The organism is Streptococcus oralis subsp. oralis (genome assembly GCF_002096445.1).
Lineage (GTDB): Bacteria > Bacillota > Bacilli > Lactobacillales > Streptococcaceae > Streptococcus > Streptococcus oralis_N.
Genome location: NZ_NCUK01000013.1, coordinates 791,877 through 804,753, shown reverse-complemented (window position 1 = coordinate 804,753; position 12,877 = coordinate 791,877). Strand labels below are relative to the sequence as shown.

The following is a 12,877-nucleotide window of genomic DNA, read 5'->3' as shown; positions in this document are numbered from 1 at the left end:
TTTTGGGCTGTTTAGAAAGGAAAGCTTATGACTCAAGTAATGGGGCTCTGTGTCATGGACGTTGACGGCACCCTGATAGCAGAAGAAGTGATTGATCTTTTAGGAAAAGAAGCAGGTTGCGAAGAAGAAATATCGCAGATTACAAGCCAGGCAATGCGAGGTGAACTGGACTTTGAAACAAGTTTACGAGCGAGGGTAGCTTTGTTAAAAGGGCTTCCGGTTTCGGTCTTTGATACTGTCTTCAAATCCATCCATCTGTCTAAGAATGCTCAAGAATTTATCTCCATACTTCAAAAGAAGGGCATCCTAGTCGGTCTAGTGTCTGGTGGATTTGCACCAATAGTTGAGAGATTAGCAGAATCCCTTGGTATCTCCTATTTCTCTGCCAACCAGTTAGAAGTCAAAGACGGTTTTTTAACAGGAAAATTAGTTGGTGAAATTGTGACAGGTCAAGTAAAACAAGATACTCTTGAGAAATGGAAAAAAGAACTGAAACTTCCCAAAGAAAGAACGATTGCCATTGGTGATGGGGCTAACGACCTCTTGATGTTAAAGTCAGCAGGACGTGGTATTGCATTTTGTGCCAAAGAAGTCGTAAAATCCGAGATAGCTTGTCATGTAGATACGAGGGATTTTTTGGAAGTTCTACCTTTGATTGATTTCTTAGAATGAGAGGGAACTATGAAAATTGTAATTGCACCCGATTCTTTTAAAGAAAGTTTGACGGCAGAAGAGGTCGCTCAAGCTATAAAAAGGGGTTTTGAACAGTCAATAGCAGATGTAGAATGTCTGCTTTGCCCTGTAGGTGATGGTGGGGAAGGAACTGTAGATGCTATTCGCCATTCTCTTGAACTAGAAGAAAAATGGTTCCAAGTGACAGGACCTTTTGGCCTAAAAGAAGCCATGCGCTACTTTTATAAAGATCAAATAGCGCTCTTTGAAGTTGCTGACTTGGTTGGTCTTGGAAAGATTCCGCGGGAGAAACGAAACCCTCTTCACATCCAAACTCGCGGTATCGGAGAATTGATCCGCCATCTCATTGATCTTGGAATGAAAGAAATCTATATCGGTGTAGGTGGTACGGCTAGTAATGATGGTGGAATTGGCATTGCTGCTGGTTTAGGTTATCGTTTTTATGATAAGAATGGAAAAGTATTGTCAGCCTGCGGTCAGACTTTGCTTGAATTCGAGTCAGTTTCAAATAGCAAGTTGTATAGGATACCTGAAGATGTGAAAATCCGCATTTTAGCAGATGTCGTGAGCCCTTTATGTGGTCTTCAAGGAGCGACCTATACATTTGGAAAACAAAAGGGCTTGGATCCTGCTTTGTTTGAGACAGTAGATCTGGCTATACAGGAGTTCTATGAAAAATTCTCGCTATCAACCCTGTCTCTCAATGGAGCAGGAGCCGGCGGTGGGATTGCGGCTGGGCTCTGTGCCTTTGCTGAGGCCACTATCGTATCTGGAATTAACACTTGTTTAGATTTGATTGATTTTGATAAGAAAGTTGCAGGGGCAGACTTGGTTATCGTTGGAGAAGGTAGACTGGACAGTCAAAGCTTTGTTGGAAAAGCTCCTATCGGTGTAGCAAAAAGAACTCCTGAAGGAGTTCCTGTTATCGCTATTTGTGGTAGTCTTTCCGAGGATTTACCTTTCCTACCATTCGAAAATATACAAGTAGCCTTTTCTATTTTAGAAAAAAGTGAACCTTTGGAAGACAGTCTGAAAAATGCAAGACTCTATTTGGAGCACACATCTACTAATATTGGTCGTTTATTAAATATGAGAAATCATTAACCAAACCATTTTTTCCAGATAGATTTTTTAGGAGCTTCTGCCTTTTTCTCCTCCCAGAGATTTGAGAAAGCAAGTCTGATGTCTTTTTCGTCTACTTGAACAGGTTCATTCGTGTGAATGACAAGGCCAAAAGGAGAGGTGATATGATCGTCTGAAACAATAGTCGCCTGGCAGTTGCTTTCCTTTGCTTGTCTTAAGTAAAAGACCTGTTTGTCAAACTCTATATTTGGAGAGATCTTCACAAAAAGTGCCTCTACCTTTTCTTGAAAGCTTTCTAAAATAGAGAAAAATCCATGTTCTAATTCAGAACTATTGGCAGTACTGATATCCGCATAGCCTAGAACTCTTTCCTCGAAAGTACCGAGGTAGTGGCGTTGTTCATCAGGGTTTAATTTCGGCCCACCATGAGCTTTTTCTAGTAGTTGTTTTGATAAATCTGTCATAAAAACAGTATATCACAAAAATCGCAAGAAAACAGACAAAAGAAAGCGATTACTTTATAAAGTTAAGGAAAATTTGCACAAAGATAACGTTTTTTCTTGAAAAACGCTTATTTTTAAGGTATCATAGAGGTGTAAAAAATTTAACTCAAAGGAGAGTAAAAAATGTCAATTATTACTGATGTTTACGCTCGCGAAGTCCTAGACTCACGCGGTAACCCAACACTTGAAGTAGAAGTTTATACTGAATCAGGTGCTTTCGGACGTGGTATGGTTCCATCAGGAGCTTCTACTGGTGAACACGAAGCAGTTGAACTTCGCGACGGTGACAAATCTCGTTACGGTGGTCTTGGTACACAAAAAGCTGTTGACAACGTAAACAACATCATCGCTGAAGCTATCATCGGCTACGATGTACGTGACCAACAAGCTATCGACCGTGCTATGATCGCACTTGACGGTACTCCTAACAAAGGTAAATTGGGTGCAAACGCAATTCTTGGTGTGTCTATCGCTGTAGCTCGTGCTGCTGCTGACTACCTTGAAATCCCACTTTACAGCTACCTTGGTGGATTCAACACTAAAGTTCTTCCAACTCCAATGATGAACATCATCAACGGTGGTTCTCACTCTGACGCTCCAATCGCTTTCCAAGAATTCATGATCGTACCTGCTGGTGCACCATCATTCAAAGAAGCTCTTCGTTGGGGTGCTGAAATCTTCCACGCTCTTAAGAAAATCCTTAAATCACGTGGTTTGGAAACTGCCGTAGGTGACGAAGGTGGATTCGCTCCTCGTTTCGAAGGAACTGAAGACGGTGTTGAAACTATCCTTGCTGCGATCGAGGCTGCTGGATATGTTCCTGGTAAAGACGTATTTATCGGATTTGACTGTGCTTCATCAGAATTCTACGATAAAGAACGTAAAGTTTACGACTACACTAAATTTGAAGGTGAAGGCGCTGCTGTACGTACTGCTGCAGAACAAATCGACTACCTTGAAGAATTGGTAAACAAATACCCAATCATCACTATCGAAGATGGTATGGATGAAAACGACTGGGACGGTTGGAAAGCTCTTACTGAACGTCTTGGTGGTAAAGTTCAATTGGTTGGTGACGACTTCTTCGTAACAAACACTTCTTACCTTGAAAAAGGTATTGCAGAAGGTGCTGCTAACTCAATCCTTATCAAAGTTAACCAAATCGGTACTCTTACTGAAACATTCGACGCTATCGAAATGGCGAAAGAAGCTGGTTACACTGCCGTTGTATCACACCGTTCAGGTGAAACTGAAGATTCAACAATCGCTGACATCGCAGTTGCAACTAACGCAGGACAAATCAAGACTGGTTCACTTTCACGTACAGACCGTATCGCTAAATACAACCAATTGCTTCGTATCGAAGACCAACTTGGTGAAGTAGCTGAATACCGTGGATTGAAATCATTCTACAACCTTAAAAAATAAAATAGTTCGGTGAACTATTTTATCCCGAACCTTGAAATTCAAAAGTTCGGCCGTTGATTTAACAACGTTTTTAGCCCCTCGGATTTTATCCGAAGGGCTTTTTTCTGTTCAGGGGGCAAAAAGGGGACAGTGTTTATGGTATAATAGACAAAAACACTTGAATTAGAAAGAAATTATGTATAAAGAGATTGATATTGAGTATTACCACCAACTAGCACTGCAAAAGCAGAAGGAGCACCGCAAAGTGTTAGCTAATCTAAAGAAAAAACCACCTAAAAACTTAGATAAGATTGCGCAGCAGATTCACCAAGAAGTCTTTGCTGAGATTGATTGTACTGCCTGTGCTAACTGTTGCAAGACTTTGGGGCCCGACTTTAAAGAAGCAGATATCACCCGTATCGCTAAGTACTTTAAGATGAAATTGCCAGCTTTTGAAGCGGAGTTTTTGCAGGTAGATGAAGATGGGGACAAGGTTTTCAAATCCATGCCCTGCCCCTTTCTAGGAGGAGATAATCTCTGCTCTATCTATGATGTTCGTCCCAAGGCCTGTCGCGAGTTCCCCCATACAGATCGCAAGAAGATTCATCAGATTAATCATCTGACAATCAAAAATACCTTGACCTGCCCTGCAGCCTATCTCTTTGTTGAGAAATTAAAAGATAAGTTATAGAATTTACACCTTTAAATCTTGTACAAAGATTCTAGGGTGGAAGTATCTTGTATTTGTTAGAATATAGATAGAATTGAACACGGCCTAAAGCTGTGTGAAAAAGATGAAATTTTCTCGGAGCAGGAGCCCCTCCGTCAATTTTCCAATTTTCACTTTGTTTTTAACGGCCTTAGTATCTTTTATGAGGTGAAAAAGAATATGATGCATCAATTCAATCAAACCATGGATTATTTGGAGCAGCAGCTGACTGGAGAAGTGGATATGAAAAGATTTCAGCAGTTATCGGGCTATTCTTACCCGCTCTTTAGCAGGCTATTTTCTATCCTAGCAGATATGACTTTAGCAGAATACTTACGCAATCGCAGGTTGTCAGAAGCTGTGACAGACTTGCGGGAAGGCTCTGAGAAAGTCATTGACATAGCACTGAAATACGGCTATGAGTCTGCTGACGCCTTCAGCGCAGCATTCAAGAAATTCCATAGGGCAACTCCCTCAGAAGTTCGAAATGGAAAACCTTATCGGGTTTTTCCTAGACTTCAATTATCCTTAAAAATCACAGGAGGAAAGAACATGGATATCAAGATTCAAAAGAAGCCTGCATTTACCGTTGCAGGTATCCTATTGGAAGCTATTGACAATAGCAAATGCCCGTCTGCTTGGGAGAATCTCTATAACAATTACAGCTTGGAAAGCCTAGAGAGTCTAGGTAGTGGCCAATCCTTCGGCATCTGTTCGAATGTCAAAGAAGGTGAAATCATCAACTATATGGCTGCTTATGATGTGACGAATAAAGCGAAAGCAGAAGAACTAGGTCTGTCCATCAAAGATGTCCCAGCCGCTGAATATGCTATCGTACCAGTCAAAGGTCCTATACCAGCTAGCATTCACAATGCTTGGAAATATGTCTTGGAGGTCTTTTTCCCTGAAACAGGCTATCGCCACTCAGGAGCACCAGACTTTGAAGTTTATTTCAAAGGAGATATGTCGTCCCCAGACTACCAAATGGAACTCTGGATACCAGTCATCAGGGACTAGATCATTTTCTGATTTTTTATAAAGATGCGAACCGAACTCTGTAGAAAGAATCTCTACAGAGTTTTTAATTGTTGACATTCATGTCTGTAAACAAACATACCATAATTTTTGTTTGGATTTTATGGGGCATGCGAATAGTTTTCTCGGTATAATAGTCCCATAGAAGATAAGGAGGCAGGAATATGCAGATGTATTTTGGAGATGTGTCACTTTGCTATAGCTATTCATTGGCAATGGCACTGGCTAGCTATGGCTATGACTTTAAAGCAGACTTTCTAGAGGCAATCATGGTAATGGGAAATGGCGCTAGTATCGTAAAGGAAGATGACCAGCACCCTCTAGTATTCTTTGATAACGGAATGCCAGATCTTTCCATCTCCCATTCCTTAAAAATACTTGGGTTTGACTATGAGGATTTCTATCTAAAAGATGGAACTGAAGTAGATTTGGAAGAGATTAAAGGAAAGTTAGAAACCTTTCTGTCCAATGGACCTGTCGTACTGGGACATCTTGATATGGGCCATCTGACCTACAATCCTAATCACACAATCCTTTATGGTGTGGATCACTTCGTAACCGTGTATGGCATTGATCATCAGCACCTCTATTTGCATGATCCAGCTGGTTTTGCCTGCATGAAGGTTGCTTTTAATGACATCTTAGAAGCCTGGAAGGCAGAGGGTATTGACTATAAGCGCGGAGTCTACTCCATGTGGGGAAATTTTAAGAAGATCAAGAGTCCTAGTCAGACTGAAATCTATCAGGAAACAGCAAAGATTATAAAGTCCCGATATCTGAATGGTCAAAACGGTGTTTTGAAATGCTATGCAAAAGCAGTTGCTGAAAACGGCTTAAATACCGAGCAAAAACAATTGCATCAGTATTTCAGTTTCAAACTTGCTGCTGTTCGAAATCTCTATCTCAGTAAGTTCTTAAAAGATCATGATCCCGAAGGGGCAAGATTAAAAGAGAAATTGGCTTCTCTATTTGGCCAAGCCCACCTTTCGTGTTTAAAAGAAGATTACCAAGAACTAGCCCACTTGCTCTATCAGATAGCTGAAGTGGATAACCGCTTTAGAGATTTATATGTAAAGTAGTGACTATAAGCATAAAATAACTAGTCAGTAAAAGCAGTTTTTCGTAAAATGAAGGACTGCTTTTTGATTATGGTATAATGAAGTGAGGAAATAGCATATCCAACTTAAAAATGAAGGGAGAACTCCTATGCCTAGACCAAGAACGAAAGAGGAATTAGTGCTAGCCTCTAAGGAAAACTATGAAAAACTCAATCACTTTATATCTAAATTAAGTGAAGAGGAACTACAGACTCCTTTTGATTTTTCAAAAGACCAAAAGAAAAAAGAAGCTCACTGGAAAAGAGATAAAAATCTACGGGATGTTTTGATCCATCTCTATGAATGGCAGCAATTACTTTTAACTTGGGTACATTCTAATCAAAAAGGTCAAGAAAGAACTTTTCTCCCTGAGCCTTATAATTGGAAAACTTATGGAGAAATGAATGTCGCTATTTGGAAGAAGCACCAGAAAACATCTTTAGAAGAAGCGACTAAACTACTAGAGCAATCGCATAGAGAGGTTTTAGAGTTGATGGAAGGCTTCAGTAATGACCAACTCTTTACCAAAGGTATCTATAAATGGACGGGTGGGACAAGTCTAGGTTCCTATTTTGTCAGTAGCACCTCCAGTCACTATGACTGGGCTCTGAAAAAACTCAAAGCTCATCAGAAAAATTGTAAGTCCTACTAGTTAAAGTGAGTATGAAGTTTAGAAAAAGGTCTTCTAAGCTTCGAATAGCTTCATTCTCGTGATTTTAGAGCCATTCTAGCTTTAGAATCCTTTAAAAATCAAATTTTAAGGCTATCATAGACTTAGAATAGCTCTAAAACATTTATTTTAATGTAATTCTAAACTTAGAATTACATTGATATTAAAGGAACTAAACTGTTCGACGCTTAGAACGCCTTTATTCTGTGAAATTTTGACTAGAAATTGGATCGAAAGGCTTTTTTCCGATAGAGGATGATAGATAGATGGGGGAAATGATGAACATACAAAAAGAGAAAGTTAGAAAAGAGTTGGTGTCCCTTTGTTTGGGAGAGTTTACAGCCGTCCTATCCTTTTGGCTGTGTTTTTTCCTTTTGAAAAATCGGCTTGGTGATTGGAATAGTCTAGCAACCATTCTCTATCCTCTGTCTTTACTGACATTTATTTTGCTTCAAGGTTCAATCTATTGGGCGATTTTGATTAGAAGACTCTCGAAACCTCAGTTCGGAAGCGCTAGTGTCCCCAAACTATATGGTGGTTTCAGAATACTAGACCTTGTTTTACTTATTTCAGGCTTTCCTTTTATTGTCTGGAATACACAGAGTTTCCAACTGGCTATTATAGCCACACTGATACAACTTTTTGCCCTAATCGAATGGGTTAATTATTTCCTCCTACGTTTATCCTATAGTCTAAATCCACTTGTTTTATGGAAACGAATTACTAAGGGAAAACTTGAAAAGAGCAGAATAGCCAAGGAGTTGGGGTAGGGGATAATGAATGTATGTTTTAGATACTATCAATATAAAACTTTATTTGACGTTAAATAATATTAAAAATGAATAGGAGAATATCTATGTCTGTAGGGTTAATGGTTGGTTATAATTGGTGGACTATAGGAGAAGGGAGTCTTTTTAATTCATTCTTTTCGACTATTTTCATTCGATTAGAGAATAATGAGTGGGGAAGTAGATACCCAGTAATAATGAATAAGCTTTACTGGGGAGATGTTCCTTTTGAATCTGTTGAAAGAGGAATAGCTGAGTTGGTATCTATCCAAGAGGAGTTGAAAAAATTTCTCCCTCAGGATGTTATATGGGATTTTGAAGATTTGTCACTCACTCCTCCTTGGGGAAATAATATCGCAGAGCATATAACAAATTTATCGCATTATTTCATAACGAGTTCCGGAAAAGATTTAATAGAAGTTTTGCTGACTAGTTTTAGATTTGCACTTGAGCACGGTCAAAATGTGAGTGTAAAAAGTATTTGAAACTCAATAAATCAAAGGTTCATTTATGCTATAATGTTCTTAATGAATTTTCAGAAAGGAAACTCAATGCCCTACAAATTTCTACTCTTCGATCTTGACCATACTCTTCTTGATTTTGATGCTGCTGAGGATGTGGCTCTGACACAACTTTTAAAAGAAGAAGGAGTTGCGGATATTCAAGCCTACAAAGACTATTACGTACCCATGAACAAGGCTCTTTGGAAGAACTTGGAGCAAAAGAAAATCAGTAAACAAGAACTGGTTAACACGCGCTTTTCTCGATTGTTTGATCATTTTGGACTGGAGAAAGACGGTACTTTACTGGCCCAGCGTTACCAATTTTATCTCGCTCAGCAGGGACAAACTCTTTCAGGTGCTCATGAACTCTTAGACAGTCTCATTGAGCGTGATTATGAACTGTACGCTGCGACAAATGGAATAACTGCCATTCAGACAGGGCGCTTGGCTCAATCAGGTCTGGCTCCCTATTTCAATCAAGTTTTCATCTCCGAGCAATTACAAACTCAAAAACCTGATGCACTATTCTATGAGAAAATTGGTCAACAGATTACTGGATTTGATAAAGAAAAGGCCCTGATGATTGGAGATTCCCTAACCGCTGACATTCAAGGTGGTAATAATGCTGGAATTGATACTATCTGGTACAATCCCCATCACCTCGAAAATCACACACAAGCCCAGCCAACTTATGAAGTTCATTCTTACCAAGACTTGCTGGATTGTTTAGATGCTTTGTAGTGATTTCCCTAAGAGGTGTTGATATGGAAATTAAAGTCATTGAAGAGATTGATAATTTACTAAATCTCATCGAGCAGTATCGGTTAAAAGGTGTGGTTGCTCAAGTAAATTCGTTAAAAGAGTTAAAGTATATCATAAGCAATCATATAGAGCTAAGTACTCGAGAGAAGATGAATATCCACTATTCACTCTTTCTCCCTAGGGGTGGTTTATCTGAACTCTACTATATGGACGCTAATCTTGAACGGATGATGTCTGTAAATAATCAACTTTCCTATGCTATTGATACAATCGAAAAGTTTTTAATGGCTGATTGATGCTGTAAATACTAATGTCCAATACTAGGATGAATAACAGTATATATAAGAACTGTAAAAAGTGGTTTTAATAACCACTTTTTGCTATAATAGAGGCAGTAAAAACGAAGGAGTAGTAAATTATGTCAAGACCAGAACTTTCTCTTTATGAACCATTGTATACACTAAAGGAAGTTGATCAAAATATCTGGATAGTAGATGGTGATTTGATTCAAATGGATATGAAGGTTTTCAAACTACCTTTTCAGACACGTATGACAGTGGTTAAGTTAAAGGATGGAAAACTCTGGATTCATTCTCCAATCGCGCCAAACGAGGAGCTCTTTACTGAACTGGATGCTTTGGGCAGAGTCGCTTACCTGATTTCTCCAAATAAGATTCACTATGCCTATATTGCAGATTGGAAAAAAAGATATCCTCATGCGCAAACATGGTCTAGTCCAGGAGTTGAAGAGAGAGCGAAAAGTCAGAATGTCAAGGTGGTATTCGATGCTCCCTTAACAGATAAGGCTCCTGACCTATGGTCTGATGAGATTGATCAGCTTATTTTTAAGGGTAGTTCTGTGATTGAAGAAGTGGTGTTTTTTCATAAATCAACTAAAACACTCATTGTAACGGACCTTATAGAGAATTTTGAATCGGAAAAAATATCCAGTCCAATCCGCAGAAGATTTTGTCGTTTAGCTCGTGTAACAGCCCCTGATGGACAAACTCCTATCGATTATCGGATGACTTTTTTAGGAAGACAAAGGGAAGCAAGAATGTCTTTTTTCCGTATGTTAAACTGGAAACCTGATAAGATCATACTTGCACACGGTCTATGCTTTTTTGAGAATGGTATAGATGAATTAAAACGTGCTTTTAGATGGATACGGTAAAGGAGAAAAAGATGCAACACTCATCTTGGCATGCTTTGATTAAGGAGCAATTACCTGAGGGGTATTTCGGGAAAATCAATCAATTTATGGATCAGGTCTATGCTCAGGGAACTGTTTATCCACCTAAGGAAAAGGTTTTTCAGGCTCTCTTGACTACTCCTCTGGAAGAGGTTAAGGTGGTGATTTTAGGGCAAGATCCCTATCACGGGCCAGATCAAGCGCAGGGTTTGAGTTTTTCTGTACCTGACTCAATCCCAGCTCCGCCGTCCTTGCAAAACATTTTAAAAGAATTGTCAGATGATATCGGCGTTAAGAAATCACATGATTTGACGTCTTGGGCTGAGCAGGGAGTCTTACTTCTCAATGCTTGCTTGACGGTTCCTGCTGGGCAGGCCAATGGTCATGCTGGACAGATATGGGAGTCATTTACAGATGCTGTGATTCGGGTTGTAAATAATCTAGACAAACCTGTAGTCTTTGTACTCTGGGGTGCTTATGCACGTAAGAAGAAGGCCTTAGTTACCAATCCTCACCACTTGATTATCGAATCAGCCCATCCTAGTCCTTTATCGGTTTATAGAGGATTTTGGGGTTCCAAGCCTTTTTCCAAGGCCAATGCATTCTTAAAAGAGACAGGACAAGAGCCAATCGATTGGCTTAGATAAGGAGAGAATATGCCTCAGTTAGCGACGATTTGCTACATTGATAACGGAAAAGAACTGCTCATGCTCCATCGCAATAAGAAGCCCAATGATGTCCACGAAGGTAAATGGATTGGTGTTGGTGGGAAGCTAGAGCGAGGTGAGACTCCTCAAGAATGCGCTGCGCGTGAAATCCTCGAAGAGACAGGTCTCAAAGCCAAGCCAGTACTTAAAGGTGTTATCACTTTTCCTGAATTCACACCAGATTTAGACTGGTACACCTATATTTTTAAGGTGACGGAGTTTGAGGGTGACTTGATTGACTGCAATGAGGGGACGCTGGAATGGGTTCCCTATGATGAAGTTTTGAGCAAGCCAACTTGGGAGGGTGACCACACCTTTGTTGAGTGGCTTTTAGAGGACAAACCCTTCTTTTCAGCTAAGTTTGTTTATGATGGGGATAAATTGTTGGATACCCAAGTTGATTTCTATGAATAAAGGAGAAAGTAGATGCTACTTATCAAAAATGGTCGTGTAATGGATCCCAAGTCTTGTTTGGATCAAGTGTGTGATGTTTTGGTCCAAGATGGGAAAATTGTCAAAATTGCGCCTGAAATCAAGGGAGAAGGAGCAGAAGTGATTGACGCTACTGGTCTTGTAGTTGCGCCTGGACTAGTCGATATCCATGTTCATTTCCGTGAACCTGGCCAGACTCATAAGGAAGACATCCATACTGGGGCACTAGCGGCTGCTGCAGGTGGTTTTACAACGGTTGTCATGATGGCTAATACCAGTCCAACCATTTCAGACGTAGAAACTTTGCAAGAAGTTCTTCAGTCAGCTGCCAAGGAAAAGATTAACGTTAAGACAGTTGCGACCATTACTAAGAACTTTAATGGCCAAGACTTGACAGACTTTAAGGCACTCTTAGAAGCTGGAGCTGTTGGTTTTTCTGATGACGGTATTCCGCTTGAGAGCAGTAAAGTGGTCAAGGAAGCCATGGAAGAAGCTAAAAAACTTAATACTTTTATTAGTCTTCATGAGGAAGATCCAGGTTTGAACGGGATTCTTGGATTTAACGAAAACATCGCTAAGGAACATTTTCATATCTGTGGAGCGACTGGGGTGGCTGAGTACGCTATGATTGCGCGTGATGTTATGATTGCCTATGCAACCAAGGCCCATGTTCACATCCAGCATTTGTCTAAGGAAGAAAGTGTCAAGGTAGTGGAATTCGCTCAAGGTTTGGGAGCACAAGTCACAGCAGAAGTAGCACCACAACATTTCTCTAAGACAGAAGCTCTTCTTTTAACTCAAGGAAGCAATGCCAAAATGAATCCTCCGCTTCGTTTGGAATCAGACCGTCGTGCTGTTATCGAAGGTCTCAAGTCAGGTGTTATCACAGTTATCGCAACGGACCACGCGCCTCACCATGCAGATGAGAAAAATGTAGAAGATATCACCAAAGCGCCGTCTGGTATGACTGGCTTGGAAACCTCTCTATCTCTCGGCTTGACTTATTTGGTGGAAGCTGGTGAGCTAAGCTTAATGGAATTGCTAGAAAAAATGACTGTCAATCCAGCCAAGCTTTACAACTTTGAAGCAGGTTACTTAGCTGAAAATGGTCCAGCGGACATCACTATCTTTGATGCTAAAGCTGACCGCCTTGTGGACTCCCATTTTGCTTCGAAAGCAGCCAATTCACCATTTATCGGTGAAACCTTAAAAGGGCAGGTCAAATATACCATCTGCAAGGGACAAATTGTCTACCAAAACTAGATGGGACTCTGCTCTTAAATTGAAATGAATAGA

16 protein-coding genes are annotated in these 12,877 nt (G+C 40.1%); 15 read left to right on the top strand and 1 reads right to left on the bottom strand.

Features of this window, described 5'->3' with window-relative positions; genetic code table 11:
* Nucleotides 1-27 precede the first annotated feature (27 nt).
* Both serB and B7721_RS07290 read left to right on the top strand, forming a co-directional pair.
* The gene (gene serB, locus B7721_RS07295) at nucleotides 28-672 is read left to right on the top strand and encodes a phosphoserine phosphatase SerB (protein WP_084878303.1); all 645 of its coding nucleotides are present in this window, start codon (nucleotides 28-30) and stop codon (nucleotides 670-672) included.
* Nucleotides 673-681: 9 nt separating this feature from the next.
* Nucleotides 682-1,797, top strand: a complete 1,116-nt coding sequence (locus B7721_RS07290) for a glycerate kinase (RefSeq protein ID WP_084878301.1) — start codon at nucleotides 682-684, stop codon at nucleotides 1,795-1,797.
* Here B7721_RS07290 and B7721_RS07285 read toward each other — a convergent pair.
* Complete coding sequence (locus B7721_RS07285; RefSeq protein WP_084878300.1) at nucleotides 1,794-2,240, bottom strand: DUF1694 domain-containing protein; 447 nt, start codon at nucleotides 2,238-2,240, stop codon at nucleotides 1,794-1,796. The genes B7721_RS07290 and B7721_RS07285 overlap by 4 nt on opposite strands.
* A 162-nt stretch (nucleotides 2,241-2,402) precedes the next feature.
* Here B7721_RS07285 and eno point away from each other — a divergent pair, with 162 nt between their 5' ends.
* The 13 genes from eno (at nucleotide 2,403) to B7721_RS07220 (ending at nucleotide 12,844) form a co-directional block, all read left to right on the top strand.
* On the top strand, nucleotides 2,403-3,707 hold the full coding sequence (gene eno, locus B7721_RS07280; protein ID WP_000022821.1) for a surface-displayed alpha-enolase: 1,305 nt from the start codon (nucleotides 2,403-2,405) through the stop codon (nucleotides 3,705-3,707).
* Nucleotides 3,708-3,882: 175 nt separating this feature from the next.
* On the top strand, nucleotides 3,883-4,377 hold the full coding sequence (locus tag B7721_RS07275) for a YkgJ family cysteine cluster protein (RefSeq protein WP_084878298.1): 495 nt from the start codon (nucleotides 3,883-3,885) through the stop codon (nucleotides 4,375-4,377).
* A 198-nt stretch (nucleotides 4,378-4,575) separates the two neighbouring features.
* Nucleotides 4,576-5,412 (top strand): AraC family transcriptional regulator, encoded by an 837-nt coding sequence (locus B7721_RS07270; RefSeq protein ID WP_193431831.1) that lies wholly within the window; start codon nucleotides 4,576-4,578, stop codon nucleotides 5,410-5,412.
* 182 nt (nucleotides 5,413-5,594) lie between these two features.
* On the top strand, nucleotides 5,595-6,509 hold the full coding sequence (locus tag B7721_RS07265) for a peptidase (protein ID WP_084878295.1): 915 nt from the start codon (nucleotides 5,595-5,597) through the stop codon (nucleotides 6,507-6,509).
* Nucleotides 6,510-6,636: 127 nt separating this feature from the next.
* Nucleotides 6,637-7,179 carry a ClbS/DfsB family four-helix bundle protein gene (locus B7721_RS07260; RefSeq protein WP_084878294.1) on the top strand — a complete coding sequence of 181 codons (543 nt, stop codon included), beginning with the start codon at nucleotides 6,637-6,639 and terminating at the stop codon, nucleotides 7,177-7,179.
* 284 nt (nucleotides 7,180-7,463) lie between these two features.
* Nucleotides 7,464-7,967: a hypothetical protein gene (locus tag B7721_RS10325; protein ID WP_000504320.1), complete on the top strand. Its 504-nt coding sequence runs from the start codon at nucleotides 7,464-7,466 to the stop codon at nucleotides 7,965-7,967.
* Nucleotides 7,968-8,053: 86 nt separating this feature from the next.
* A complete protein-coding gene (locus B7721_RS07250; protein ID WP_044020761.1) occupies nucleotides 8,054-8,470 on the top strand; it encodes an immunity 70 family protein in 417 nt (138 codons plus the stop codon).
* Nucleotides 8,471-8,536: 66 nt separating this feature from the next.
* Nucleotides 8,537-9,229, top strand: coding sequence for a YjjG family noncanonical pyrimidine nucleotidase (locus B7721_RS07245; RefSeq protein ID WP_084878293.1), 693 nt, complete (start codon nucleotides 8,537-8,539; stop codon nucleotides 9,227-9,229).
* Nucleotides 9,230-9,252: 23 nt separating this feature from the next.
* Nucleotides 9,253-9,546, top strand: coding sequence for a hypothetical protein (locus B7721_RS07240; RefSeq protein ID WP_084878292.1), 294 nt, complete (start codon nucleotides 9,253-9,255; stop codon nucleotides 9,544-9,546).
* Nucleotides 9,547-9,668: 122 nt separating this feature from the next.
* Nucleotides 9,669-10,424 (top strand): DUF4336 domain-containing protein, encoded by a 756-nt coding sequence (locus tag B7721_RS07235; RefSeq protein ID WP_049478234.1) that lies wholly within the window; start codon nucleotides 9,669-9,671, stop codon nucleotides 10,422-10,424.
* Between the two features lie 11 nt (nucleotides 10,425-10,435).
* A complete protein-coding gene (locus B7721_RS07230; protein WP_084878290.1) occupies nucleotides 10,436-11,089 on the top strand; it encodes a uracil-DNA glycosylase in 654 nt (217 codons plus the stop codon).
* A gap of 9 nt (nucleotides 11,090-11,098) precedes the next feature.
* Nucleotides 11,099-11,563 (top strand): NUDIX hydrolase, encoded by a 465-nt coding sequence (locus B7721_RS07225; RefSeq protein ID WP_049484474.1) that lies wholly within the window; start codon nucleotides 11,099-11,101, stop codon nucleotides 11,561-11,563.
* Nucleotides 11,564-11,575: 12 nt separating this feature from the next.
* Nucleotides 11,576-12,844 (top strand): dihydroorotase, encoded by a 1,269-nt coding sequence (locus tag B7721_RS07220; protein WP_084878289.1) that lies wholly within the window; start codon nucleotides 11,576-11,578, stop codon nucleotides 12,842-12,844.
* Nucleotides 12,845-12,877 lie beyond the last annotated feature (33 nt).

What these genes read in the sequence shown, in the direction of transcription:
- B7721_RS07260 (WP_084878294.1), top strand. Translation starts at nt 6,637, where the DNA reads ATGCCTAGACCAAGAACGAAAGAGGAATTAGTGCTAGCCTCTAAGGAA.
- serB (WP_084878303.1), top strand. Translation starts at nt 28, where the DNA reads ATGACTCAAGTAATGGGGCTCTGTGTCATGGACGTTGACGGCACCCTG.
- B7721_RS07290 (WP_084878301.1), top strand. Translation starts at nt 682, where the DNA reads ATGAAAATTGTAATTGCACCCGATTCTTTTAAAGAAAGTTTGACGGCA.
- B7721_RS07285 (WP_084878300.1), bottom strand. Translation starts at nt 2,240, where the DNA reads ATGACAGATTTATCAAAACAACTACTAGAAAAAGCTCATGGTGGGCCG.
- B7721_RS07225 (WP_049484474.1), top strand. Translation starts at nt 11,099, where the DNA reads ATGCCTCAGTTAGCGACGATTTGCTACATTGATAACGGAAAAGAACTG.
- B7721_RS07240 (WP_084878292.1), top strand. Translation starts at nt 9,253, where the DNA reads ATGGAAATTAAAGTCATTGAAGAGATTGATAATTTACTAAATCTCATC.
- B7721_RS07275 (WP_084878298.1), top strand. Translation starts at nt 3,883, where the DNA reads ATGTATAAAGAGATTGATATTGAGTATTACCACCAACTAGCACTGCAA.
- B7721_RS07250 (WP_044020761.1), top strand. Translation starts at nt 8,054, where the DNA reads ATGTCTGTAGGGTTAATGGTTGGTTATAATTGGTGGACTATAGGAGAA.
- eno (WP_000022821.1), top strand. Translation starts at nt 2,403, where the DNA reads ATGTCAATTATTACTGATGTTTACGCTCGCGAAGTCCTAGACTCACGC.
- B7721_RS10325 (WP_000504320.1), top strand. Translation starts at nt 7,464, where the DNA reads ATGGGGGAAATGATGAACATACAAAAAGAGAAAGTTAGAAAAGAGTTG.
- B7721_RS07230 (WP_084878290.1), top strand. Translation starts at nt 10,436, where the DNA reads ATGCAACACTCATCTTGGCATGCTTTGATTAAGGAGCAATTACCTGAG.
- B7721_RS07245 (WP_084878293.1), top strand. Translation starts at nt 8,537, where the DNA reads ATGCCCTACAAATTTCTACTCTTCGATCTTGACCATACTCTTCTTGAT.
- B7721_RS07270 (WP_193431831.1), top strand. Translation starts at nt 4,576, where the DNA reads ATGATGCATCAATTCAATCAAACCATGGATTATTTGGAGCAGCAGCTG.
- B7721_RS07235 (WP_049478234.1), top strand. Translation starts at nt 9,669, where the DNA reads ATGTCAAGACCAGAACTTTCTCTTTATGAACCATTGTATACACTAAAG.
- B7721_RS07265 (WP_084878295.1), top strand. Translation starts at nt 5,595, where the DNA reads ATGCAGATGTATTTTGGAGATGTGTCACTTTGCTATAGCTATTCATTG.
- B7721_RS07220 (WP_084878289.1), top strand. Translation starts at nt 11,576, where the DNA reads ATGCTACTTATCAAAAATGGTCGTGTAATGGATCCCAAGTCTTGTTTG.